Below are 24,065 nucleotides of genomic sequence, written 5' to 3' on the forward strand. Positions count from 1 at the left end.
CGAAGGTCACGACGCGTCTTCCCGCATGGGCACGCGCACGCCGCGCTCGGCGGCGACGTCGGCGGCCAGGTCGTAGCCCGCGTCGACGTGCCGGATGACGCCCATGCCGGGGTCGTTGGTGAGCACGCGGCGGATCTTCTCGCCGGCCAGCTTGGTGCCGTCCGCGACGGTGACCTGGCCGGCGTGGATCGAGCGGCCGATGCCGACGCCGCCGCCGTGGTGGATGGACACCCACGACGCGCCGGACGCGACGTTGACCATGGCGTTGATCAGCGGCCAGTCCGCGATGGCGTCCGAGCCGTCCAGCATGGCCTCGGTCTCGCGGTACGGCGACGCGACCGAGCCGCAGTCGAGGTGGTCGCGCCCGATCACGACCGGGGCGGACAGTTCGCCGCTCGCGACCATGTCGTTGAAGCGCTCGCCGGCCTTGTCGCGCTCGCCGTAGCCCAGCCAGCAGATGCGCGCGGGCAGACCCTGGAAGTGCACCTTCTCCTGGGCCATCTTGATCCACCGGGCGAGCGAGTCGTTCTCCGGGAAGAGGTCGAGGACGGCGCGGTCGGTGGCCGCGATGTCCTTGGCGTCGCCGGAGAGGGCGGCCCAGCGGAAGGGGCCCTTGCCCTCGCAGAACAGCGGGCGGATGTAGGCGGGGACGAAGCCGGGGAAGTCGAACGCCCGGTCGTAGCCCGCGAGTTTGGCCTCGCCCCGGATGGAGTTGCCGTAGTCGAAGACCTCGGCGCCCTTGTCCTGGAAGCCGACCATGGCCTCGACGTGGCGGGCCATCGCGTCGCGGGAGGCGGTGGTGAATTCGGCGGGCTTGTCGCGCGCGTACTCGGCCATGTCCTCGAAGGCGACGCCGAGGGGGAGGTACGCGAGCGGGTCGTGCGCGCTGGTCTGGTCGGTGACGATGTCGATCGGCGCGTCCATCGCGAGGAGTTGCGGGACGACCTCGGCGGCGTTGCCGAGCAGGCCGATGGACAGCGGGCGGCGGGCGTCGCGGGCCTCGACCGCCAGGCGCAGGGCCTCGTCGACGCTGTCGGCGCGGACGTCGCAGTAGCGGTGCTCGATACGGCGCTCGATGCGCGAGGGGTCGCACTCGATGCAGATGGCCACGCCGCCGTTCATGGTGACGGCGAGGGGCTGGGCGCCGCCCATGCCGCCCAGTCCGGCGGTGAGGGTGATGGTGCCTTCGAGGGTGCCGCCGAAGCGCTTGGCGGCGACCGCGGCGAAGGTCTCGTAGGTGCCCTGGAGGATGCCCTGCGTGCCGATGTAGATCCACGAGCCGGCGGTCATCTGGCCGTACATGGTCAGGCCCTGGGACTCCAGGCGGCGGAACTCCTCCCAGTTGGCCCAGTCGCCGACGAGGTTGGAGTTGGCGAGGAGCACGCGGGGCGCCCACTCGTGGGTCTGCATGACGCCGACGGGGCGGCCGGACTGCACGAGCAGGGTCTCGTCGCCGCGCAGGGTCTGGAGGGTGCGCACGATGGCGTCGTACGACCGCCAGTCGCGGGCGGCCTTGCCGGTGCCGCCGTAGACCACCAGCTTGTCCGGGTGCTCGGCGACCTCGGGGTCGAGGTTGTTCATGAGCATCCGCAGGGCGCCTTCCTGCGCCCAGCCCAGCGTGTTGAGCGCGGTGCCGCGCGGGGCGCGCACCGGGCGGGCGCCGGCCGTGGGGTCCGTCATGTCTCTTCCCCTCCCGCCCGGTCCGTCCGGCCTGTGCGGACCGGCGCCGAGCGGCTTGCCTGGAGCTTGCATGGAAATCTTCAAAGTGTTCGAGAGTGAATGTATCTCGTATTCAGGGTGCCGGACAGGGGGCATATCAGCCACCCGGTTAGGCTTTTGGGAGATTTCATCCCCAATGTGAGAGAGCCGGGCCGAGACGCGATGCAACTTGAGCAGCTGATCTGGGGCCTCACGGCACTCGGCGCCCTGGCGGTCGGCGCGTCCGGCGCACTCCTGACCTTCGGGCGCGCCCGGGTGCGCGAGAGCGGCATCGCCCTGGCGGTGCTGCTCACCGGACTGTTCTTCTGCACCGGCGGCTTCCTGCTCAGTACGCCGCGCTACGCGGCCACCGGCCTCATCGCGGGCGGCGGGGCCCTGGTCGGCGTGATCGTGGGCCTGGCCTGGGGCCGCGGCGGCGCCGACCGCACCCGACGGCCGCAGACCGGACGGCAGCCGACCCGCCGCTAATCCGCCGTGCGGGTGGCACCACGGCGGCCGGCCGGGTCACTGGCACCAGGACGGCAAGCCGAGTGACTGGCAGCCCGACGTCCGACCGGGCGGGCCCCGTCCCGAGGTGCCACCGGGCAACGGGCACCCCGGTGCCCACCCCGGGGTCGAACTCGCGGGAACCGGCGCCCGGTTCGGGTCACTGGTCTGGCCGCTGGGCACCGCCGCGGCACTGCTGCTGATCGGCATCGCCTGCATGAGCGTCCGCCGAACCGCCCGCAAGGACCGGAACGGCTCCTGACACTCACGCCTCGAAGAGGCCGCGCTCCATGGCCTGGCGGTCGAACTCCTCCAGCCGGGCCTGGGCGCGGCCCGGGGTGATGTCGCACATCGCCTGCAGCAGCACCTGGCCGAGGAGCATCGGCGCGCCGCACGAGTCGAAGACGAGCTGGCCGCTGACACCCGCCACGAGCACGGCGTCCGACAGCGCCGCCGCGGGGGCGAAGGGGCCGTCCGCGATGGTGACGATGCGCAGGCCCAGGTCCTTGGCCGTGCGCAGCGCGTCGGTGAGTTCACGCGGGTAGCGCGGCAGCGCGAAGCACAGTACGCCGGTCGCGCCCGCGGCCCGGGCCTGGTCGAGGCGGTCGGCGAGCAGGGAGCCGCCCTCGTCGAGGACACGTACCTCGGGCAGCACCTTGGCCGCGAAGTAGCCGAAGCCGCGCGCCGGCGCCATGCCGGTACGCAGCCCCAGCACCACCAGCGGGCGCGAATCGGCGAGCAGCGCCGCGGCCTTGGCCACCGGGCCGGGGTCGGCCAGCTGCTCGGCCAGGCGCGTCAGGTTCGCGATCTCGGCGTGCACCGCGCCCACGTACTCGTTGCGGTGCACCTCCGCCTCGGTCTCGGTGCGGACCGGCAGGCCGAGGGTGCGCAAGCGGGCGCGCAGAGCCGGATAGCCGTCGAAGCCGAGCGCGACCGCGAAGCGCGTCACCGACGGCTGGCTGACCCCGGCGAGTTGCGCGACCTCGACGCTGGACAGGTACGGCGCCTCCCCCGCGTGCCGGACCAGGCAGTGCGCGATGCGCCGCTGGGTCGGGGTCAGCCGGTGCTGCTCGAACAAGGCCAGCAGGCGGGATGAAGGGCTGTCGCGGGGGTCGTCGGTGTCGTCCGTGGTGTGGGGGTCGTCCGCGGAGTGGGGGTCGTCCGCGGGGTGGGGGTCGTCGGCGGTGCGGGGGTCGTCGTCGGCCGCTACCTCCGGGGCGTCCGTGGTCGCCCCGGTCGCGGTACCGAAGGCGTCGTGGCCGTCGGACCTGTCGGGCAGGTCGTGCGCTTCGTGCCTGTCGAGCCGGGCGTCCGGCCGGCCGTCCCGGCCGGACGCCTCCGGCCTGCCGACGGCGTCCCGCGCCTCGGACACGTCGGCTCCGGGATCGGACGTACCGTCCACCGCCACCATCGCTCCCCCTCTCCCTTCCGCTCTCCGTGCGCTCTCGTCGTCGCGCGGGCCGCCCCCGAGCGGGGGCGGCGCGTCAGGCCAGTGGCCCGGCGACCGAGGCGGCCGCGCGGACCAGCGCGCCTGAGCGTACAAACTCCTCGGCCGCGGCAAGTTCCGGGGACAGGAACCGGTCGGAGTCGGGGCCCGGGACGCCCGCCGCGCGCAGCGCCGCGATGACCGCCGCGGTCGCCGGGGCCGGGGCCAGGTCGCCGGACTGGGTGCGGATGTCGGTGGCCCGTGCGGCGGCGACGAGTTCCACGGCGAGGATGCGCGTGAGGTTGTCGACCGCGGAGCGCAGCTTGCGGGCGGCGCTCCAGCCCATCGACACGTGGTCCTCCTGCATCGCGGACGACGGGATCGAGTCGACCGAGGCCGGCACGGCGAGCCGCTTGCACTCGGAGACCAGCGCGGCCTGCGTGTACTGCGCGATCATCAAGCCCGAGTCGACCCCGGGGTCGTCGGCGAGGAACGCCGGCAGCCCGTGCGAACGCGCGGGGTCGAGGAGGCGGTCGGTACGGCGCTCGGAGATCGAGCCGAGGTCGGCGACCGCGACCGCCAGGAAGTCGAGGACGTACGCGACGGGCGCGCCGTGGAAGTTGCCGTTCGACTCGATGCGGCCGTCGTCGAGGATGACCGGGTTGTCGACGGCGGCGGCCAGCTCGCGCTCGGCGACGAGCGCGGCGTGCGCGAGGGTGTCGCGGCCCGCGCCCGCGACCTGCGGCGCGCAACGCACCGAATAGGCGTCCTGCACGCGGGGCTTCTGGTCCTGGTGGTGGCCGGTCATGCCGGATCCGGCGAGGACGCGCAGCATGTTGTCGGCGCTCGCGGCCTGGCCGGGGTGCGGGCGGATCGCGTGCAGCGCCGGGTCGAGGACGCGGTCGGTGCCGAGCAGCGCCTCCAGCGTCATCGCGGCGGTCACGTCGGCGGCGGTGAACAGCGCGGCGAGGTCGGCGAGGGCCATGAGCAGCATGCCGAGCATGCCGTCCGTGCCGTTGATGAGGGCCAGGCCCTCCTTCTCGCGCAGCTCGATCGGGGTGAGGCCGTGTTCGGCGAGGAGTTCGGCGGCGGGGCGCACGACGCCGTCGGGGCCTTGGGCCTCGCCCTCGCCGGTGAGCACGAGCGCGCAGTGCGAGAGCGGGGCGAGGTCGCCGGAGCAGCCGAGCGAGCCGTATTCGTGCACGACGGGGGTGATGCGCGCGTTGAGGAGGGCGGCCATGCCCTGGGCGACCTCCGGGCGTACGCCGGTGCGTCCCGACGCGAGGGTCTTCAGCCGCAGCAGCATCAGGGCGCGGACCACCTCGGTCTCGACGTGCGGGCCCATGCCGGCGGCGTGCGACCGGACCAGGGAGTGCTGGAGCCGGGTGCGCAGTTCGGTGCTGATGTGGCGGGTAGCCAGGGCGCCGAAGCCGGTGGAGACGCCGTAGACCGGGCGCGGGGACGCCGCGAGGTCGTCGACGACCGCGCGGCTGGCGGCCATGGCCTTCAGCGCGCGCGGGGACAGGTCGACGCGGGCGGCGTGGCGGGCGACGGCGAGGACGTCGGCCGGGGTGAGGCCGGCCTCGGCGACGGTGACGGCGGGAACGGAGCCGTTGTGCAGATCCTTATTCACCAGCACATTATGTGCATAGTTGACGACACCGCGAGGGGTTGGCGGAGGTTGGCGGAGAAGCCGCGGGACCGTCGGCGCGACCTGGCCCCCCGGTGCGTCAGGCTGGGGACGGCAACGGCACGGCGCGGGGCAGGTCCGTGGACGGGACGCGGTCCGCGGGTACACCGCGCGGGAACGACGAAACAGCAAGCGAGGAGCCGCCACGTGGGCAGGGTCACCAGCCGCCACAAGATCCTCCGCCTGGACGGCGGCGAGTCCGTGCGCCGCTCCGACACGTTGGCGGCCGAGGAACCGCTCGAGATCCGCGTCTCGGGGCGCACGCTGACCGTCACCATGCGCACCCCGGGCGACGACTTCGACCTGGTCGCGGGGTTCCTGGTGTCGGAGGGCGTCGTCGGGGCGACGCACGACCTCGCGAGGCTGCGCTACTGCGCGGGGACCGACGACGAGGGGCGCAACACGTACAACGTGGTCGACGCGGTGCTGGGCACCCATGTGCCGCCGCTCGACCCGGGGTTGCAGCGCGGCGTGTGGACGTCGAGCGCGTGCGGGATCTGCGGCACGGCAGGGATCGAGGGCCTGCGCAGGATGGCGCGCTGGGACGTGGCGGCGGACGAAGTGCGGGTGACGCCAGAGGTGTTGTACGCCCTGCCCGGCCGACTCCGCGCCGCCCAAAAGGTGTTCGACGCGACCGGCGGACTGCACGCGGCGGGGTTGTTCACGGCGGACGGCGAACTGGTGTGCGTACGTGAGGACGTCGGTCGGCACAACGCCGTCGACAAGGTGGTCGGGTGGGCGCTGCGCGAGGGGCGACTGCCGCTGTCGGGGCACCTCCTCGCGGTCAGCGGGCGCGCGTCGTTCGAACTGACCCAGAAGGCCGCGATGGCGGGGATCCCGGTGCTGACCGCGGTCTCCGCGCCGTCGTCGCTGGCGGTCGAGCTGGCGGAGGACGCGGGGGTGACACTGGTGGGGTTCCTGCGGGGGCGGAGCGCGAACGTGTACGCGAACACCCGGCGCGTGGAGCTGTGAGGGACGGGTGCTGGGGTTGTCCACTCCCTGGGCCGGGTCACTCCGGTAGGGAGGCTCCGCCGGTCAGGGCTACCGCGACCAGGGCTCGCAGCACCGGCGCAAGGCCGTGCACCGGGAGGCTCCGGCCGTCCGTGAAGACCTCCACCAGCCACCCCCCGGCCGCGTTGGTGCCACCCGCCACGACCATGGCTTTGTAACCGCCCACCAGCAGCAGGTCCTCTTCTGCCGGGTCGTTGCCCGGGTCGCCGACCTCCTGCACGAAGCCGCCACCCTGCACCGCCTCCGCCGACGCCGGGTACGCGTGCAATGCGTACTCGGTCGCCGTCTCCTCGAACCGCGCGCGAGCGGAACTCGGCGCGCCGGTCATCCGGTGGATCGAATAGCGGACCGTGCGCAGCGAGCGGCCGTGCGGCGGCACGTACGAGATCCACCACGCCACGCCGTCCAGCATGCGCGCGAACGTGTCCGCGACGATCTCCAGGCGGCCGAGCGTGTCCGCCCGGTGCACGCGGCCCGGCTCGCGCTCGTCGAGCGCGCCCAGCACCGCCGCGAGCAGCCGCCCGGGGTCGGCGTTGTGCAGGGCGCCGCGGAAGCGCCTGCGGTCCCGCAGCGGCATGCCGGCCGGCGTCGATTCGGTCGGCACCGGGGCGTCGCCGCCCGCCAGCGACACCGTCAGGTCCGGCGGCTGGCCGCGGCCCGCGACGACCGGGTGGATGGCCCGGCTGCCCTTGGCCCGGTACTGCGCCGCGTCCGCGAGCCGGAACAGCCGGTCCGCACTGGTCACCGGCCCCACCGGATCGCCGGTCGAGGCCACCCCGCACGCCACGCCCTCGCCGTCGTGCATGCGCAGCGCCCGACGGCACAGATCCTCCGCCACCGCGACGACCTCGTCGGGGCTGAATCCCTCCGCGAGTACGCAGAACTCGTCGCCGCCCAGCCGGGCCGCCATCGACCCGGGCAGCATGGCGCTGCACGCGGAGAGCTGGTCGGCGAAGCGTTCGAGCAGCCGGTCCCCGACGTCGTGGCCGCGCTCGTCGTTGAGCCGCTTGAGCCCGTTGACGTCGCAGACGATGAGGCTGACGACCGTGCCCTCGCGGTAGTGCCGGGTCATCGCCGCGTCCAGGCGCGCGTCGATCGCCCGGCGGTTGGCCAGGCCGGTGAGCGGGTCGGTGAACGCCAGCTTCTCGATGCGCTGGTAGTGCTCGGCCTGCGCGAGTCCGGCCGAGATCTGCGCCGCGAGCACCGCGGCGAACTCCGCGTCGACGGCGTCGAAGCGCGGCTGCTCGGCGTTCCGGGCGAGGTAGAGCTCGCCCCACACGCGGCCCTCGACCATGATCGGCGCGACCATGCAGCCGTGCCGGCCCCGGCGGCGCAGCGCGACGACCCGCTCGTGGTCGGAGTCGTGCTCGTCGACGCTGTTGGACCACGTGGTGGGCCAGGTCGCGGGGTCGATGATCTCGGGGAAGTCGGTGACGGCGTACGTCTCGGCGTGCGGCAGCGCCTCCTCGCCCTCCGCCAGGTCGCCGTCGTTGACGAGCACGCGCAGGTGTCCCGAGTCGCGCTCCCACACGGAGATCGAGGCGAGTGCGGCGTCCATCGCGAGGCGGGCCTGCCGGGCCGAGATACCGACCACGTCCATCAGGGTGTGCGCGGTCGCCAGCGCCTTGGCCAGCTCCATGACCGCGTGCAGGCGTCGGGCGGCGTCCGGGGCGGACGCGTCGCCGGAGCCACCGCGCTCGGGGCCGGAGCGTTCCGGGGCGTCGGCACCGGGCGGGCCGGTCCCCGGGGAAGCGGGGTCCAAGGTGGTCGCGTCCGCGGCGGTACGCCGGTCGCCGGGGTCGGGCCGGTCGTGCCCTTGCGGGTCAGCGCGCGCTACGACTTTCCTCACCTCGCCTCCCTACGGGTATGCCGACGCGAGAGCCCGGGGGCGCGTGTCCGACGGGCTGTCCGCCACCGCCGAACAGCCTTGGACAGCGCCCGGGCAACCGTGCCGGCCGTCAGTCGGCCCCGCCCGACACCACTCAGAGTATGTCGCTATTTGCCGTATTCGCAGCAGAAAAAGGTCACATCTGTAGACGACACGTCACAGTGCGTTCGCTTGCCGGTGCTCATCCCCCTGGGAACTTCCCGCGGGTGCGGCTCGCCGCCGGAACCCCACGGGACCCTCCGTCCACGCCCTTCGCACCCTACTCCTCCGTACCGACTTGGCAACGCCGCGTGTCCGTACCGTCGCGTACCGACGGGTCCCGGGACGCGGGCGGACAGCCCGAATGCGCATACCGGAACGAGCCCCTCCCCTCGCACACGGCCGAACGGGTACGGTGCCGGGACAGGGAGGACCAGTGCCGACGCTCTCCGTCACCACCGTGATCGACCGGCCCGCCGACCAGGTGTGGGATGTGATCCGCGACTTCCGGGACCCGTCCGTGTGGTACCCGCTGCCGCTCGCGGACCGCGCAGCCGGTGCCGAGCCCGACATCCGACACGTACACGCCCCCGGCGGCGCGACCTTGCGTGAACGCCTGGTGGAGCACGACGACCCCGAGTGCCGTTATACCTACGAAATTCTCGACCTGGACCGGCATCCCTGCGGCCTCCGCTTCGACGGACCGTGCCTGGCGACGCTGCGTGTGGAGTCGATCATCGGAGGCACGATGGCCCGGGTGGTGTGGTCCGCGCGGTACACCTGGGCGCTGCCGCAGGACGAGTCCGACGGCGGGCACGAGCAGGTGCGCCGGCTCGAACGCGACCTGATCCGACCCGCCCTGCGCGCCCTGCGCAGCAAGCTGGGCTGAGCCGCGGGAGCAGGAGGCCGCGAGAGCGGGAGCGGGCCGACGAACTCGGCCGAACAGACTCGCCAGGACAGACTCGGCAGGACAGGCGTTCGCGGTTCGCGGGCGGTACCGCGCGGCGCCGCGCGATGTCACTTCCTGCGAAACGTCTCGACCCCGCGCCCGGGCCGCCATACGCGGATGACCAGTTCGTCGCCCTCGACCGCGGTCATCACGGCCTCGTGCAGGTCGAGCCGGAAGGAATGGAAGCCGCCGGGCGGCTCGCCGCCCGTGGTGTACGCGGCCTTCTCGGCCGTCTCGACGACCTCGACCGCCACCCCGGCGACCTTCGCGTCACCGTTCGCCGCCGGGTGCGCGTGGATCGCACACCGCCCGTCCCGGGCCAGGTCGCGTGCCTTGACGGCGTTCAGCATCGACCCGAAGGAGAGGTCGTCGCCCATGAAGTCGACCTCGCTGCCGCTCACCCGCGGCGCCCCGTCGCCGCGCAACGTCGCCAGCACATGGGTCTCCGCCGACTCGAACCGTTGCCGCACCTCACGCGCGAGTTCGCCGGCTTCCGTCTCGAACTGCTTCCACGTAGCCATGCCCGGCAGTGTGGCAACGAGCACCGACACCACCGGCCTTCCCGGGCCGGGCGGAACTCAGGCCACCGGACCGGCCTGATCGGGTATCGCGGTGCCGTCGACCTCCGGCTCGCGCACGCCCGGCCGCCCGACCGTCCACGGCTCGACGAGGCCCAGCCCGCGCACCGGGCGGCGCCACATGGGCTGCAACTCATACGCCGGAACCTCGCCCAGCGCGGCGGCCAGATCGCGGTCGATGACCACGGTGTTCTTGGGCGCCAGCGCGGTCAGCCGGCTCGCCAGATTGACCGTGGTCCCGAACACGTCGCCCATGCGGGACAAGACCTGGCCGTACGCCATGCCCACCCGCAACTCCGGCAGCACCGGCTCGTCCGCCATCACCTCGACCAGCCGCAGCCCGAGTTCGACCGCCGACTCCGGCTTGAACGCGACGAACAGCACCTCGTCGCCCAGCGTCTTGACCAGCCGCCCGCCCAGGGACGTGATCACGTCGGACGCCGCGTCCTCGAACGTCTGGACGAGACGCCCGAGTTCGGCCTCCGAGAGGTTGCGGGACAGGCGCGTGAACCCGACCAGGTCCGCGAAGCCCACCGCGAGGCGCTGGCCGACGGTGTTGTGGTCGGTGAGCGACTCCATGACGCGCGTGGTCGCGGCGGCGAGGTGGCGGCGCCACGCGTACAGCACCAGCGGCTCGAGTTCGGGCATCACATCGCCCGCACCCCCGACGACCTGCTCGGAACGCTCGCCGGTCAACTCGCCGCCGATGTACTCGACCCACGCCTCGGTCTGCCACTCGGCGAAGCGGGCCATCGTCTGTCCGACGGAACGCACGAACTGCGCGGCCACGGGCTCGGGCAGCAGGCCGGACGAGATCAGGTCCAGCAGGTGGCGCAGGGCCTCCACGTCGGCGTCGGTGAACGCCCGGGCGGGCCCGAAGTCCGGGAAGCCGAGAGAACGCCACAGCCGCCGGGCCTCCTCCAGCGGCACGCCGACCAGGTGCGCGACCTGGCCCGAGGTGTAGCGGCGCGGGGCGCCGAGGACCAGTTCCTCCATGTCGGAGATCGAGTGCTGGATCGCCTCGGGGTCGTCGAGGTCGGCCAGCCACCTGATGTCCCTCGGCCCGCCGCGCGCCCTGGCGTTCGCCGGGTCGGGCGCGGGCGCGGCGTCGCCGGGCTGATCGCCGGGCTGCTCGCCGTCCTCGCGTTCCTGGTCGTCGGGGCCGTGATTCCCGCGATCGCCGGCCGGGGTCGTCCGGCCTTCGATGCGGTGCCCGTCGCGGGCACTCTCCTCGGGCATGCGCTCCACCATGGGGTCAGGGTGTCTCGTCAGGCCCACCTTACGTGTCCGGCATCACACCGGTCAGCCCGCGCCCCCGTCAGCGTCTTGTGCGGTACGCGCGGCCCCGTCCCGGTCCGCGTGGTAGGCGGCGTCGCGGTCCGCGTAGTAGGCCGCGTCGCGCGCGAGATCGACGAGCCGCAACAACCGGGCCTGCGCGTCGGTGACGCGCGGCAGTCCGACGATCTCGACCGGCTCGCGGCCGTCGTCGAGTTGCACGACGAGCGTGCCTATGCCGAGCGCACGTTCGAGGAGGGAGTCCTGCGAGAAAGTGACGTCCTCGACGCGGGCGAGCGCGATCGCCCGCCCCTCCTGCGTCCACAGGCCCGAGCGCACGACGAGGCGTCCGCCGGCGACGATGTGACGGTCGGTCAGCCAGCGCAGCCACGGGACGACCGTCCAGTGCGCGACCGCGGCGGCCGCCACGACGAACACCGCGACGCGCGCCCAGTTGCTCCCGCTGCCGCCCGGCGCGATGGAGGCCAGGAACCCGGCCACGCCGGCCACGGCGAACAACATGACGACCGGCCGCACCAGGACGCGCCAATGCTCGCGGAAGACGAGGTCGACCTCGCCGGTGTGCTCCCGAGCCGCCACCGCCCCCACCTCCGTCCGCACATGCCCCGCAGGAGATCCCGCAGGGAAATTGTGCGCCGAACGGAGCAGTCCGAGCCGATGGACACGCTGAGTGGTTGCGAGGACGACAGCGATGGGGGCGACGTGCCGGCAGTGCGACGGCGTGCGGCGGGAGAGGCGCGGGCGCGCGGCGGGAGAGGGACGGGAGCAGAGAAGGGGGCGAGACTGCCGTCGTCCGCCGTGCGGTGCCGACGCCGCGACCCGCCCCTGCCCGTCCGTGGGCCTCCGCGGCACTGCTTCTTAGGTGTGCGGGGCTTCTTCCGCCGGGCGCACATGGACGACGTCGCCCGCGCCCACCGCCTCCGGCCCGTCCGGGCTCGCGACGATGATGCGGCCGTCGTCGTCCACGCCGGTGGCGTTGCCCACCAGCACGCGGCCCGCCGGGAGTTCGACGCGCACCCGGCGCCCGATCGTCGCGCAGGCCGCGGTGTACGCCGCATGCAGCCCGCTCGCCCGAGCGTCCCCGCCGGCCGCGCGCCAGCGCTCGTACCAGGTCTCCAGGTCGCGCAGCAGCGCCCGCAGCAGCGGGTCGCGGTCGGTGGTGATCGACTCGGCGAGCGCGAGCGAGATCGCGCCCGGGACCGGGAGTTCGTCCTCACGCAGCGAGACGTTGAGGCCGATGCCGACCACCACGCCCGTGCCCGCGCGCTCGGCCAGGATTCCGGCCAGTTTGCGGTCGCCGATCAGCAGGTCGTTCGGCCACTTCAGGCGTACGTCGACGCCGCCGACCCGGCTCACCGCCTGCGCCGCCGCGACGCCGACCAGCAGCGGCAGCCAGCCCCACCGCGCCACCGGTACGTCCTCCGGCTTGAGCAGCACCGAGGCGAAGATCCCCGAGCGGGGCGGCGCGGTCCACTGCCGGTCCAGGCGCCCGCGCCCCGCGTTCTGGTACTCGGCGACGAGCACGAGGCCCTCGTCCTCCGCGGCGCGTGCCGCCAGGTCCGCGTTGGACGAGCCGGTCTCGGGGACGACGCGGACCTCGCGCCACAGGCCGCCGGCGCCCTCCAGGCCGCGGCGCAGCCCCGCCTCACGCAGCGGAGGCCGGTCGAGGTCGGTCCACGGGGAGGGCTCGGGGGCTTCGGTTGCTCCGGTCATGCGGAAAGACTAGGTCGTGCGGGCGCGATACCCGCTCAGGACGCGGCCCGGGACACGGCAGGGTCGGGACAGGTCCCGGACAGGTCCCGGACAGGGACCCGGCCGTGCGGAAGCGGCCCCGCGACGGGCGTCCCGAGCTGCGCGTACGTGCCCCGCGAGGGGGCCTCGGGAGGCCCTTCCGACGGGGCGGTGAGAACGTGTTTCGGGGCGCGGATACGCTACGGAACGCCGCTGTTCGACTTGACAGGAGCCCGCGCAATGGACCCGGTACAGGGCGATCCCGACATCCACACCACGGCCGGCAAGATCGCCGACCTGCGTCGCCGCATCGATGAGGCCGTGCACGCGGGCTCGGCCCGCGCGGTCGAGAAGCAGCACGCCAAGGGCAAGATGACCGCCCGCGAGCGCATCGAGTACCTCCTCGACGAGGGCTCGTTCGTCGAACTCGACGAGTTCGCCAGGCACCGGTCGACCAACTTCGGCCTGGAGAAGAACCGCCCCTACGGCGACGGCGTCGTGACCGGGTACGGCACGGTCGACGGCCGCGAGGTCTGCGTGTTCTCGCAGGACGTCACCATTTTCGGCGGCTCCCTCGGCGAGGTCTACGGCGAGAAGATCGTCAAGGTCCTCGACCTGGCGATCAAGACCGGCCGGCCGATCATCGGCATCAACGAGGGCGGCGGCGCACGCATCCAGGAGGGCGTCGTCTCGCTCGGCCTGTACGGCGAGATCTTCCGCCGCAACGTCATCGCGTCCGGCGTGATCCCGCAGATCTCGCTCATCATGGGCGCCGCGGCCGGCGGACACGTCTACTCCCCCGCGCTGACCGACTTCGTGGTGATGGTCGACCAAACCTCGCAGATGTTCATCACCGGCCCGGACGTCATCAAGACGGTCACCGGCGAAGACGTCTCGATGGAGGACCTGGGCGGCGCGCGTACCCACAACACCAAGTCCGGCAACGCCCACTACATGGGCGGCGACGAGAAGGACGCCCTGGAGTACGTCAAGGGGCTGCTCTCGTACCTGCCGAGCAACAACCTCGAAGAGGCGCCCGCGTACCCCGAGGTCGCCGACCTGGAGACCAGCGAGTACGACCTCGAGCTCGACACGCTGATCCCGGACTCCGCCAACCAGCCCTACGACATGCACAAGGTCATCGAGCATGTCGTGGACGACGCGGAGTTCCAGGAGGTCCACCCGCTGTTCGCGCCGAACATCATCGTCGGCTTCGGGCGGGTCGAGGGCCGCAGCGTCGGCATCGTCGCCAACCAGCCGATGCAGTTCGCGGGCACGCTGGACATCGACGCGTCCGAGAAGGCCGCGCGCTTCGTGCGCACCTGCGACGCGTTCAACATCCCGGTGCTGACCTTCGTCGACGTGCCGGGCTTCCTGCCGGGCACCGACCAGGAGTGGACGGGCATCATCCGTCGCGGCGCGAAGCTGATCTACGCGTACGCCGAGGCAACCGTGCCACTGGTCACGGTCATCACGCGCAAGGCCTACGGTGGCGCGTACGACGTCATGGGCTCCAAGCACCTCGGTGCCGACGTGAACCTGGCGTGGCCGACCGCGCAGATCGCCGTCATGGGCGCGCAGGGCGCGGCCAACATCGTGTACCGCAAGGAGCTCGCGGCGGCGGAGAACCCCGACGCGCGGCGCGCCGAGCTGATCCAGGACTACGAAGACACGCTCTGCAACCCGTACATCGCGGCCGAGCGCGGGTACGTCGACGCCGTCATCATGCCGTCGTCGACGCGGGCGCACGTCGTCAAGGCGCTGCGGGCCCTGAAGGGCAAGCGCGAGACGTTGCCGCCGAAGAAGCACGGCAACATCCCGCTGTAATCCGCGGCATCCGCGCGGCAGCCCCACGCGGGGGTGCCGGCGCGGTCCGCTTCGTCCGCACGCCGTCGTCGCGTGGTGGGGCACCGGGCAAGAACCGGTGCCCCACCGCTGGACCGGCCCACGACCGGCAGGGAGCACGAACCCCATGATCAAGATCGTCCGCGGCGAGCCGACCGCCGAGGAGCTGGCCGCGATCGTCACCGTCATCGCCGCGAAGGCGTCCGGCGGCGGTGCCCCCGCGTCCGCACCGGCGCCTTCCGAGTGGAACTCCCCCGCGCGCCTGGTACGCACGCCGCTGCGGCCCGGCCCGGGCGCGTGGCAGGCCAGCGGCTGGGTCCGCTGAGGCCGAGCCGCACATTTGCATCGCGCCCGGCGTCCGCGCCGGGGGGCGTCCCGATCACCGCGTGCGGGGTGGATGCGCCCTCGTCCGGACACCATTGGGACTCAGGTGGCCTGAGGTGTCCTGAGGGTGGGCTCAGGTGAATTGAGTACACGTACTCAAGAGCGCGACTGCCCCTCGGTCGGACCATGGACGGCATGCGCCGCATACGTGAGGAACCGCCGGAGGAACTGCGACGAGCAGTGGACCAACTGCGCCGCGTCGTCTTCCTGCTGCCGGTCCTGATCATCCTCGTGGTGGCCCTGCTGGCGACGTGGTGAGGACCGGGCCGTGAGAGTGGACCCCTGACAGTCGCCCTCTGACAACCGACTCGTGACAGCCGACTCGTGACAGCCGACTCGTGACAGCCGACGCGTGACAGCCGACGCGTGACCGACCGGGTGCCATCGAACCGAGGGCCGCAGACACGGGCACGAACTCGCGGGTGCCGCGCCTGCCTGAGCCGAACTCTCCGGAGCCGAACTCTCGGAAGCCGCGGACGCGGCGTCCGTGCGCCTCGGGCGGGGGCACTACCGTTGTGGACCATGTCCGAGCGCACACCGACCCGCCGCCTGATCCTCGCCTCCGCCTCCCCCGCGCGCCTCAACCTGCTGCGCGACGCCGGCCTCGTCCCCGAGGTACGGGTGAGCGGCGTCGACGAGGACGCCCTCACCGCCGCGACCCCCGCCGAACTCGCCCTGGTCCTCGCCGAGGCCAAGGCGCGCGTCGTCGCGGACGCGTGCGCGGACGGCGAGCTGGTGATCGGCTGCGACTCCGTCCTCGAACTCGACGGGCAGGCGCTGGGCAAGCCCGCGTCCCCCGAGGAGGCGACCGCCCGCTGGCACGCCATGCGGGGGCGGTCCGGTGTCCTGCGTACCGGGCACTGCGTGATCGACACGCTGAAGGGCCGCCAGGCCTCGGCGACCGCGTCGACCGTGGTGCGCTTCGGGACGCCGAGCGACGCCGAGGTTGCGGCGTACGTCGCGTCCGGCGAACCGCTGCACGTGGCCGGGGCGTTCACCCTCGACGGGCGGTCGGCGCCCTTCGTCGACGGCATCGACGGGGACCCGGGCAACGTCATCGGCCTCTCGCTGCCGCTGCTGCGTACGCTCCTCGCCGACCTGGACACCGCCATCACCGACCTGTGGGGCTGACCGGGCCGACCGGCGGGTCAGGGGTATCCCTCACCCGCGTTTCCGGGCTATCCGGATCACGTGGGGACGGCCGCGCAGGCGACGGAAGACCAGTTGGCCCTGGTAGCGTCCTTCGCCCGGCTCAACGCCATCCGACGACCTCGACCCTCGGGACGGAACCCCCATGTCCGCACCCGGCCGGACACGGCCGCAGCAGACGGAAGCCACCACGCCGGCACCACCGCGACACCGAGAACGCCGAGAACAGCGCGAACAGCACGTACCGCACGAACACCTGGAACACCGCGCGGTTCCGCCGCGCCCGCCGCTGAGCGCGCCCGCGCCGCTGCTCGACACGACACTGGACCAACTGCGTACGCTCGTCGCCGTGCACGCGACCGGCACCGCACTCGCGGCGGCCCGCCTGCTCGACCGCGAGCAGTCCAGCGTGCAGAAGCAACTCGACACCCTCAACCGGAACTTCCGCGCGATGTGCGGTGAGCCGCTGGTGGTCAAGCAAGGCCGGGGGCGCGACGTCCTGTTCACCGGAACCGGTGAGGCGCTGGTCGACATGGCGCACACGACTCTGGGCGACTGGGCGGAGCGCATACGCGCCTGCCGCAACCGCGTCGACGGGACGCTGACCGTCGGCACGACGCGCTACACGCTGGGCCTGATGGCCGACGCGTGCGCCGACATCGCGGACGAACTCCAGCAGCGCGGCGTGGAGTTGAAGGTCGAGCATGTGCGCACCCGGAACTTCCTGGAGCGACTGCGGGCCAAGGAGATCGACCTGGTGTGCGGCAGTGTCGTCGCGCGCGTCGGTGCGGACGCCGCGCCCGAGGACTGCGAGGTCATGGAACTGGCCCGCGGCGACCTCCACTTGCTGACCAACCTGCCGGCCGACCGGGTGCCCGAGGGGCCCGTACCGGTCGACGCGCTGCCGTCGCTGCCGCTCGCGGTCCCGAGCAGCGGTCTGATCGCCGACTTCCTGCGGACCTGGTTCGGCCCGGGGTACCGGGACCGCCTCACCATCGCGGCGGAGATCGACGCCGTGCCGTTCGGCCTCGAACTGCTCAGCTCACGACTGCCGCTGCACGGCTGCATGCTGGTCACCGAGGGCATCGGCCGGGCGGTGCGCGAGGGCCGGATCCCGGGTGGCGACGGGCTGCGCGTCCTGCCGGTCGTGGACGACCGGGCCGGCCCGGGAGCCGCAACCGAACACGTGGTGGGGATATTCGTCCGAAAAGGCGAGCTGGCCCGGCTCGCGACCGACCATCCGCTCAATCTGCTGTGGCAGGCAATTGCCCGCCGAATTCACACGGAACGGTTTCCGGCGCACGAGTGACGCGCACCGGAAAGATTATCCGGGTGAATGCGACGGGCAATACGCGTGCGATCAGGCGCTGCGGCCCTTGAGGAACGCCATGACGCCCGCGACGACCGCGACCAGCGCGCCGACCAGGACGACGTAGACGCCGAACGACGTGGAGATGTCGAACATCTCCAGCCCCTCGGATATCTCCGCCGACGAGGCGCCCTCCCCTTCGAGCTTCTGCGTCGGCAGGCGCTCGGCGTCGGCCACGTTCAGGATCCCGAAGACCAGCGCGACCAGCGCGGGAACTGCGGCGGCCGCGCTGACCACGGCCTTGCGGGCGACCACACCGCCGACGAAGAGGGCGGCGGCGAGCAGCGCCGCGACGATGACGAACGTGCCGTCGTCGCCCTCGGTCCCCTTGAGCGTCTCGCTCTCGCCCCCGATGCTCAGCTCCACCCAGGCGAGGGCCGAACCGATTGCCGCGAGGACCCCGCCCGCGATACCGACGTACGAAACCGCGGCGTGCGCCCGGCCGATCTGCGGCCCAGCATCCTGGGCATGTTGTGTGCCATAAACCGGTGTTGTCATGGGCAGCGAGTCTAGGAGCAGAAAAGCCTTCCCCATAACCCCGGGGAATTAACTTATCCGAAGGATTTTTCGGCTGTCCCGGAGATTATTTCGGGAGCCGGTGGAAATCACCTCGGCCACGGCGCTTCGGCGGCCCTGCCTCAGTCCTGGGTGCCCGACAGGTCGCCGCGGCGCGGGCCGGGGCCCATGCTCCCGCCGAAGCCGTCCGGCGGCGGCGCCTGCCCCGGCTGGTCGGGGATCGCGAAGCCCGTGTTCGTGGCCGGGGTTTGGCCGTAGCCGGGGCCGTCGTAGCCCGGGCCGGAGTGCTCGTACGCCCCCGGTCCCGGGTTGCCCGGCAGCAGCCCCTGGTCGCCGGGGCCGTACGGGCCCGGGCCGTAGGGGTCGGGCCCCGTCGGGTACAACTCCTCGGCCCCCGCGTGCGCGGGCACCGGCGCGGGGCCGTACGGATACGCCCCCACCCCGCTCGGGTCCGGACCGCCGGCCCCCGGCGCCGGACGCCGCAGCGCCGCCCAGATGCTCAGCGGCACCGCCAGCCCGGCCAGGACCAGCAGCGGCACCGGGACGCCGCCCGGCCGCTCGGTGAGCACCTCGACCCACTCGTACTCGGTCCCCGCGGTCTGCAGGTCCGGCCAGACCGGCCCGCACGCCGCGGTCAGCCCCAGCGCGGCCAGCGCGGGTTCGGGGCGCAGTCCGCCGATCACCACCCCGAGGGCGAACGCCCCGGCGCAGCGCACCAGCAGGACGTGCGTCTCGCCGGTGTCCGCCCCGGCGAACTCGGCGGCGACGAGCACGACCGCCGCCAGGCCGATCGCGTACGCCCCGGTCACCCGGGCCGCCACCGCGCCCGCGACGCCGGCGGCGACCAGGCCGACGATCCACGGCACCGACTCGCCCGCGCCGTCGAAGCCGAGGCCCGGGTTGAACGCCGTGCGGTCGAAGCCGAACAGCGCGGCCGGCAGCGCCGCGATGCCGACCGCCATCGCCAGCAGCGACCCGGCGACCGAGCGGACGCCGTCGACCCGGTACGTCAGCCCGGCCGCGACCAGGCAGCCGCCCAGCGCAGCCACCGGCCACAGCGCGACCGCCTTGGGGATGTCGTCGCCGTCCACCAGGGTCCAGACCGCGACCGCGACGCCGACCAGGCCCAGCAGCACGACGCCGAGGAAGGCACCGCGCGAGGCGCGCGGCCAGCCCTGCCCGGGGCGTACCAGCACCATGCCGGTCGGCAGGAGCAGCAGCACCAGCACGAAGCCGACCAGCGGCAGGGCGGTCTGCCAGACCGCGTCGGCCTTCCACAGCGGGTCGAGCAGGTCCTCGCCGACGACGGTGAACAGGATCGGCAGCGCGGCCGCCAGCGTCGCGGCGAAGGCCGCGTTGAGGGCGACCCGGTGCCGCGGCGGCGCGAGGTGGATCCACAGCACCACGCCGACCAGGATCTGCACCGCGAAGCCGAAGCGCAGCAGGTAGACGACGCCGAGCCAGCGCGGCGGCTGCCCTTCGCCCGCCGCCACCAGGTCGAGCAGCGAGGTCAGCGCGGCGCCGCTCAAACCGACCAGGAGGACGCCCGCGACCGCGCCGCGGCGGTGCACGTACGCGGTGTCCGTGAGCCCCACCCCGCCGATCACCAGCGGGATCGACCACGGCAGCAGGACCGCGGTGAGGTCCCAGATGTCCCACCCGGTCGGGATGCCGCCCGGGGCGACGGGCACGGCGGAGCCGTAGCCCTCCGCGTCCGGTGTCACGGCCGTCTGCGGGCCGCCGACCGAGGCGCCGGTCCGCAGCAGTATCAGCGCCGAGCTGACGGCTATGACCACGAGCAGAGCGCCCGGTATCCACTCCACCGCCCTGGCCCCCCAGGGCTCCGGCTTGCGAGCGGTGCGCTCGGCCACCGTCGCACCGGTTTCGTACGTTCTGCGCAGCAATCCGCCGCCCACGGCCATCGCCGCTCTCCCAACCCTGGTGGAAAGTACCTGAAAGCCCGCACGGGTGCGGCAGTTGATGTCTCGGATGATAGGGACGCGGGGGGCGGCGCGGACCCTTCGACGACAAGTTCGCTGCCGAAGCGGGACGCGGCGGCGACAAACCAAGTAGTCGGCGGATACGCGCGGTCCGGCGAGGTCGCCGAAACGGCCCAACTGCCGCCCGCCATCCGGCGCGAGGGCAACCTCTTTCGAGTGACGCCAACGAGGCTTTTAGCGTCTTCCGACCTAGGCTGACCCGGTGTCTCGTACCCATATGTCGCGCATGGCCGTTGCCATGACCACCGCAGGTACGCTCGTTTGTACGCTGGGCGGCCTCTTGACCATCACAGCGTGCTCGAACGAGGAGCCAGGCCGGCCGTCGGCCCGCTCGGCCACCTCGGCCGCGCCCGCCCCCGAGGAGAAGGACACCACCGTCCAGCCGGCGCTGCCGCACGGGGTGAACGCGAACGCGCTGCCCGGCATGCCGCCGGTGCTCGACCCCAACGACCTGTACGCGGCCGACCGGCCGAACCAACTGGTCGACGCGGTGAAGAACTTCCCGTCCCGGGTGTACGTGCCGAACACCGAGTCGGACACCGTCTCGGTCATCGACCCCGCGACGTACCAGGTCGTCGAGACCATCAAGGTCGGCGACCAGCCGCAACACGTCGTGCCCTCGTGGGACCTCAAGACGCTGTGGGTCAACAACGACCTGGGCAACACGCTGACGCCGCTCGACCCGGCCACCGGGAAGACCGGGCCCACGGTCGACGTGCACGACCCGTACAACCTGTACTTCACGCCGGACGGCAAGTACTCGGTGGTCATGGCCTCCGCCGACCACGAGCTGGTGTTCCGGGACGCCCAGACCATGAAGGCGGTCAAGCACCTGCCGGTCGGCTGCGACGGCGTCAACCACGCCGACTTCTCGCCGGACGGCCGCTACTTCATCGTCTCCTGCGAGTTCGACGGCACGCTGCTCAAGGTCGACACCGAGAAGATGGAGATCATCGGCCGCCAGAAACTGCCCCGGCACCACACGATGCCGCAGGACGTGAAGATCTCCCCGGACGGCCGCACCTGGTACATCGCCGACATGATGAGCCACGGCGTCTGGGTGCTGGACGGCGACGCGTTCACGACGCCCAAACTGGTGAAGACCGGCAGCGGCGCGCACGGCCTCTACATCAGCCGCGACTCCAAGTACATGTACATCTCGAACCGCGGCGAGGGCTCGGTCACCCTGTGGGAGTTCACCCCGGGGGCCGAGAACGGCGGCCGGATCAACACCAAGTGGCACATCCCCGGCGGCGGCTCACCCGACATGGGCGGCGTCTCGGCGGACGGCAAGGTCTTGTGGCTTTCCGGCCGGTACGACTCCGAGGTGTACGCGATCGACACCGCCGACGGCCATCTGCTCGCCCGTATCAAGGTCGGCCGCGGCCCCCACGGCCTGGCCGTCTACCCGCAGCCCGGCCGGTACTCGCTCGGCCACACCGGCATCTTCCGCTGACCCTGCCGACCCCGCTCACTCGTGGCCCCACCGACCGCCCGCACACCCGGCTCGCGCCCCGGGCCCGATCCCGCACGCGGGATCGGGCCCGGCCGCGTCACGCGCGAGGCACTGCTGCGGTCCAGGTGACGGCACCGGAGTCGGGGTCGGTGCGTACCGCGGTCTCCAGGCGGCGGATGCGCTCGGGGTCGTTGCGCGCGGCACCGCGCGCCCGCCACAGGCGCAACACGCCCTGTAGGCGGGACATGTCCGTACGCCGCACGTCCGCGTCGAAGTCGGAGCGCATCGGCTCGGGCAGGGACCGGCGGATGATGTCGATCATCTTGGGCGCGACAAGCGCTGAAACCATGGCGAACTCCCCTAATGGGTTATTTCGTTGTCCACGCTAACGCCCGAAGATCAACACGGCGTTCCCGGCCGACCAATTTTTTGCGTCGGCCGAACGGCGCATCGGCCGGGCTGCGGGAAAAGGGGCCGGTCGGCGGGACCGCCCCGGGACTCACCCGGGACACACGCGGGACAACCCGCCCCCGGTTCCAGGGGGCCGGAGGCCCGGAGTACTTTGGGACCATCGGCAGCGCCGCCGAAGTCCCGTCACCAGTCAGGTCGACCGGGGCGCCGACCTGTGACGGGGTGGGGCGGCACAGCATCTTCTTGTGCCACTCCCTAGACTCTGCCCAGTTCTAGGAGGGAGCCAGATCGTGCGCAAGGTGCTGATCGCCAATCGCGGGGAGATCGCCGTCCGCGTCGCCCGTGCCTGCAAGGACGCCGGCATCGCCAGTGTCGCCGTCTACGCGGACCCGGACCGCGACGCCGTGCACGTGCGGGTGGCCGACGAGGCCCACGCGCTCGGCGGCAACACTCCGGCGGAGAGCTACCTCGACGTCGCCAAGGTCCTCAAGGCCGCCGCCGACTCCGGTGCCGACGCCGTGCACCCGGGCTACGGCTTCCTTTCGGAGAACGCCGAGTTCGCCCAGGCCGTCATGGACGCCGGACTGAACTGGATCGGCCCGCCCCCGCAGGCCATCCGCGACCTCGGGGACAAGGTCGCCGCCCGGCACATCGCGCAGCGCGCGGGTGCGCCGCTGGTGGCCGGCACCCCCGACCCGGTCTCCGGCTCGGCCGAGGTGGTCGCGTTCGCCGAGGCCAACGGCCTGCCGATCGCCATCAAGGCGGCCTTCGGCGGCGGCGGCCGCGGCCTCAAGGTGGCCCGCACCCTCGAGGAGATCCCCGAGCTGTACGACTCCGCGGTCCGCGAGGCGGTCACCGCCTTCGGCCGCGGCGAGTGCTTCGTGGAGCGCTACCTCGACAAGCCGCGCCACGTCGAGACGCAGTGCCTCGCCGACAAGCACGGCAACGTGGTCGTCGTGTCGACGCGCGACTGCTCGCTCCAGCGCCGCCACCAGAAGCTCGTCGAGGAGGCCCCCGCGCCGTTCCTGTCCGACGAGCAGAACGCCGAGCTGTACCGCGCGTCCAAGGCCATCCTCAAGGAGGCGGGCTACGTCGGCGCCGGCACCTGCGAGTTCCTGGTCGGCCAGGACGGCACCATCTCCTTCCTGGAAGTCAACACCCGTCTCCAGGTCGAGCACCCGGTCACCGAGGAGGTCACCGGCATCGACCTGGTCCGCGAGATGTTCCGCATCGCGGACGGCGAGGAGCTCGGGTACGACGACCCGCCGCTGCGCGGCCACTCCTTCGAGTTCCGCATCAACGGCGAGGACCCGGGCCGCGGCTTCCTGCCCGCGCCCGGCGCCGTCACGGTGTGGAACCCGCCGAGCGGTCCCGGCGTACGCCTGGACTCCGGCGTCGAGCAGGGCTCGGTCATCGGCCAGGCGTTCGACTCGCTGCTCGCCAAGCTGATCGTCACCGGTGCGACCCGGCAGCAGGCGATCCAGCGCGCGGTGCGCGCCCTCACCGAGTTCGAGGTCGACGGCATGGCCACCGCGCTGACCTTCCACCGCGTGGTCATGGAGGACCCGGCCTTCACGCCGGAGACGCACGGCAGCGACGGGCCGTTCACGGTCCACACCCGGTGGATCGAAACGGAGTTCGACAACACGATCGCCCCGTTCGTCGGCGGCGGCGCCGGCGACGACGAGCCCGCCGAGCGCGAGACCGTCGTGGTCGAGGTCAACGGCAAGCGTGTCGAGGTCACCCTGCCCGCGGGCCTGGGTGCGTCCGGTGCCGCGGCGGCGGGGCCGGCCAAGAAGGCCCCGAAGCGCGGCGGCGCCAAGAAGGCCGGTGCGGCGGCGAGCGGCGACGCCCTCGCGTCGCCGATGCAGGGCACGATCGTCAAGGTCGCCGTCGAGGAGGGCCAGGAGGTCGCCGAGGGCGACCTGATCATCGTCCTCGAGGCGATGAAGATGGAGCAGCCCCTCAACGCCCACCGCGCCGGCACCGTCAAGGGCCTGACCGCCGAGGTCGGCGCCACGGTCACCAGCGGCGCGGTCCTCTGCGAGATCAAGGACTGACGCGGGCGGCGCACAGCGACGACCACGAGCCCCCGACCGCCACGGTCGGGGGCTCGTGCGTGCCCGGCGCCCGGCGTGTCCGGTCGGGTGTGCGCGGCCTGGTGTGCGCGGCCTGGTGTGCG

The 24,065-nt window shown here is 72.7% G+C and carries 22 protein-coding genes; 11 read left to right on the top strand and 11 right to left on the bottom strand.

The window, feature by feature from the left end:
* Positions 1-6: 6 nt before the first annotated feature.
* Positions 7-1,680 carry a urocanate hydratase gene (gene hutU / locus ACWD12_RS01400; RefSeq protein WP_450097848.1) on the bottom strand — a complete coding sequence of 558 codons (1,674 nt, stop codon included), beginning with the start codon at positions 1,678-1,680 and terminating at the stop codon, positions 7-9.
* A 201-nt stretch (positions 1,681-1,881) separates the two neighbouring features.
* On the opposite strand from hutU, the gene ACWD12_RS01405 reads away from it, so the two are divergent.
* Together ACWD12_RS01405 and ACWD12_RS01410 are read left to right on the top strand one after the other, a co-directional pair.
* Positions 1,882-2,187: a hypothetical protein gene (locus tag ACWD12_RS01405; RefSeq protein ID WP_450097849.1), complete on the top strand. Its 306-nt coding sequence runs from the start codon at positions 1,882-1,884 to the stop codon at positions 2,185-2,187.
* A 106-nt stretch (positions 2,188-2,293) separates the two neighbouring features.
* Positions 2,294-2,467 carry a hypothetical protein gene (locus tag ACWD12_RS01410; protein ID WP_450097850.1) on the top strand — a complete coding sequence of 58 codons (174 nt, stop codon included), beginning with the start codon at positions 2,294-2,296 and terminating at the stop codon, positions 2,465-2,467.
* A 3-nt stretch (positions 2,468-2,470) separates the two neighbouring features.
* Here the strand turns inward: ACWD12_RS01410 and ACWD12_RS01415 are convergent, their stop codons facing one another.
* Together ACWD12_RS01415 and hutH are read right to left on the bottom strand one after the other, a co-directional pair.
* On the bottom strand, positions 2,471-3,292 hold the full coding sequence (locus ACWD12_RS01415) for a MurR/RpiR family transcriptional regulator (RefSeq protein WP_358364097.1): 822 nt from the start codon (positions 3,290-3,292) through the stop codon (positions 2,471-2,473).
* A 397-nt stretch (positions 3,293-3,689) separates the two neighbouring features.
* Positions 3,690-5,264: a histidine ammonia-lyase gene (hutH, locus tag ACWD12_RS01420; RefSeq protein WP_450097851.1), complete on the bottom strand. Its 1,575-nt coding sequence runs from the start codon at positions 5,262-5,264 to the stop codon at positions 3,690-3,692.
* Between the two features lie 204 nt (positions 5,265-5,468).
* On the opposite strand from hutH, the gene fdhD reads away from it, so the two are divergent.
* Positions 5,469-6,293, top strand: coding sequence for a formate dehydrogenase accessory sulfurtransferase FdhD (gene fdhD, locus ACWD12_RS01425; protein WP_450097852.1), 825 nt, complete (start codon positions 5,469-5,471; stop codon positions 6,291-6,293).
* A gap of 37 nt (positions 6,294-6,330) precedes the next feature.
* Here the strand turns inward: fdhD and ACWD12_RS01430 are convergent, their stop codons facing one another.
* On the bottom strand, positions 6,331-8,181 hold the full coding sequence (locus ACWD12_RS01430) for a sensor domain-containing diguanylate cyclase (RefSeq protein WP_450097853.1): 1,851 nt from the start codon (positions 8,179-8,181) through the stop codon (positions 6,331-6,333).
* A 454-nt stretch (positions 8,182-8,635) separates the two neighbouring features.
* On the opposite strand from ACWD12_RS01430, the gene ACWD12_RS01435 reads away from it, so the two are divergent.
* Positions 8,636-9,088 carry an SRPBCC family protein gene (locus tag ACWD12_RS01435; protein ID WP_450097854.1) on the top strand — a complete coding sequence of 151 codons (453 nt, stop codon included), beginning with the start codon at positions 8,636-8,638 and terminating at the stop codon, positions 9,086-9,088.
* A gap of 128 nt (positions 9,089-9,216) precedes the next feature.
* Here ACWD12_RS01435 and ACWD12_RS01440 read toward each other — a convergent pair whose 3' ends face one another.
* The 4 genes from ACWD12_RS01440 to ACWD12_RS01455 all read right to left on the bottom strand — a co-directional run bounded on the left by ACWD12_RS01440 (position 9,217) and on the right by ACWD12_RS01455 (position 12,735).
* A complete protein-coding gene (locus ACWD12_RS01440; protein ID WP_450097855.1) occupies positions 9,217-9,669 on the bottom strand; it encodes a pyridoxamine 5'-phosphate oxidase family protein in 453 nt (150 codons plus the stop codon).
* A gap of 57 nt (positions 9,670-9,726) precedes the next feature.
* Entirely contained in the window at positions 9,727-10,977 is a 1,251-nt protein-coding gene (locus ACWD12_RS01445; RefSeq protein WP_450097856.1) for an adenylate/guanylate cyclase domain-containing protein, read from the bottom strand.
* Between the two features lie 51 nt (positions 10,978-11,028).
* On the bottom strand, positions 11,029-11,601 hold the full coding sequence (locus ACWD12_RS01450) for a PH domain-containing protein (RefSeq protein ID WP_450097857.1): 573 nt from the start codon (positions 11,599-11,601) through the stop codon (positions 11,029-11,031).
* 279 nt (positions 11,602-11,880) lie between these two features.
* The gene (locus tag ACWD12_RS01455; protein WP_450097858.1) at positions 11,881-12,735 is read right to left on the bottom strand and encodes a biotin--[acetyl-CoA-carboxylase] ligase; all 855 of its coding nucleotides are present in this window, start codon (positions 12,733-12,735) and stop codon (positions 11,881-11,883) included.
* 258 nt (positions 12,736-12,993) lie between these two features.
* Here ACWD12_RS01455 and ACWD12_RS01460 point away from each other — a divergent pair, with 258 nt between their 5' ends.
* The 5 genes from ACWD12_RS01460 to ACWD12_RS01480 all read left to right on the top strand — a co-directional run bounded on the left by ACWD12_RS01460 (position 12,994) and on the right by ACWD12_RS01480 (position 17,440).
* Positions 12,994-14,580: an acyl-CoA carboxylase subunit beta gene (locus ACWD12_RS01460; protein WP_358364074.1), complete on the top strand. Its 1,587-nt coding sequence runs from the start codon at positions 12,994-12,996 to the stop codon at positions 14,578-14,580.
* 145 nt (positions 14,581-14,725) lie between these two features.
* Positions 14,726-14,923 carry an acyl-CoA carboxylase subunit epsilon gene (locus tag ACWD12_RS01465; RefSeq protein ID WP_450097859.1) on the top strand — a complete coding sequence of 66 codons (198 nt, stop codon included), beginning with the start codon at positions 14,726-14,728 and terminating at the stop codon, positions 14,921-14,923.
* A gap of 194 nt (positions 14,924-15,117) precedes the next feature.
* The gene (locus tag ACWD12_RS01470) at positions 15,118-15,240 is read left to right on the top strand and encodes a hypothetical protein (RefSeq protein ID WP_358363745.1); all 123 of its coding nucleotides are present in this window, start codon (positions 15,118-15,120) and stop codon (positions 15,238-15,240) included.
* Between the two features lie 264 nt (positions 15,241-15,504).
* Positions 15,505-16,113, top strand: a complete 609-nt coding sequence (locus ACWD12_RS01475; RefSeq protein WP_358363747.1) for a Maf family protein — start codon at positions 15,505-15,507, stop codon at positions 16,111-16,113.
* 163 nt (positions 16,114-16,276) lie between these two features.
* A complete protein-coding gene (locus ACWD12_RS01480; RefSeq protein ID WP_450097860.1) occupies positions 16,277-17,440 on the top strand; it encodes a LysR family transcriptional regulator in 1,164 nt (387 codons plus the stop codon).
* A 51-nt stretch (positions 17,441-17,491) separates the two neighbouring features.
* Here ACWD12_RS01480 and ACWD12_RS01485 read toward each other — a convergent pair whose 3' ends face one another.
* Both ACWD12_RS01485 and ACWD12_RS01490 read right to left on the bottom strand, forming a co-directional pair.
* Positions 17,492-17,998: a hypothetical protein gene (locus ACWD12_RS01485; protein ID WP_358363750.1), complete on the bottom strand. Its 507-nt coding sequence runs from the start codon at positions 17,996-17,998 to the stop codon at positions 17,492-17,494.
* Positions 17,999-18,138: 140 nt separating this feature from the next.
* Positions 18,139-19,938: a hypothetical protein gene (locus ACWD12_RS01490; protein ID WP_450097861.1), complete on the bottom strand. Its 1,800-nt coding sequence runs from the start codon at positions 19,936-19,938 to the stop codon at positions 18,139-18,141.
* Positions 19,939-20,254: 316 nt separating this feature from the next.
* On the opposite strand from ACWD12_RS01490, the gene ACWD12_RS01495 reads away from it, so the two are divergent.
* Complete coding sequence (locus ACWD12_RS01495) at positions 20,255-21,472, top strand: YVTN family beta-propeller repeat protein (protein ID WP_435839209.1); 1,218 nt, start codon at positions 20,255-20,257, stop codon at positions 21,470-21,472.
* 97 nt (positions 21,473-21,569) lie between these two features.
* Here ACWD12_RS01495 and ACWD12_RS01500 read toward each other — a convergent pair whose 3' ends face one another.
* Positions 21,570-21,821: a hypothetical protein gene (locus ACWD12_RS01500; protein WP_358363754.1), complete on the bottom strand. Its 252-nt coding sequence runs from the start codon at positions 21,819-21,821 to the stop codon at positions 21,570-21,572.
* Between the two features lie 352 nt (positions 21,822-22,173).
* On the opposite strand from ACWD12_RS01500, the gene ACWD12_RS01505 reads away from it, so the two are divergent.
* Complete coding sequence (locus ACWD12_RS01505; protein WP_450097862.1) at positions 22,174-23,943, top strand: acetyl/propionyl/methylcrotonyl-CoA carboxylase subunit alpha; 1,770 nt, start codon at positions 22,174-22,176, stop codon at positions 23,941-23,943.
* Positions 23,944-24,065: the final 122 nt, after the last annotated feature.

This window comes from Streptodolium elevatio (genome assembly GCF_053592165.1).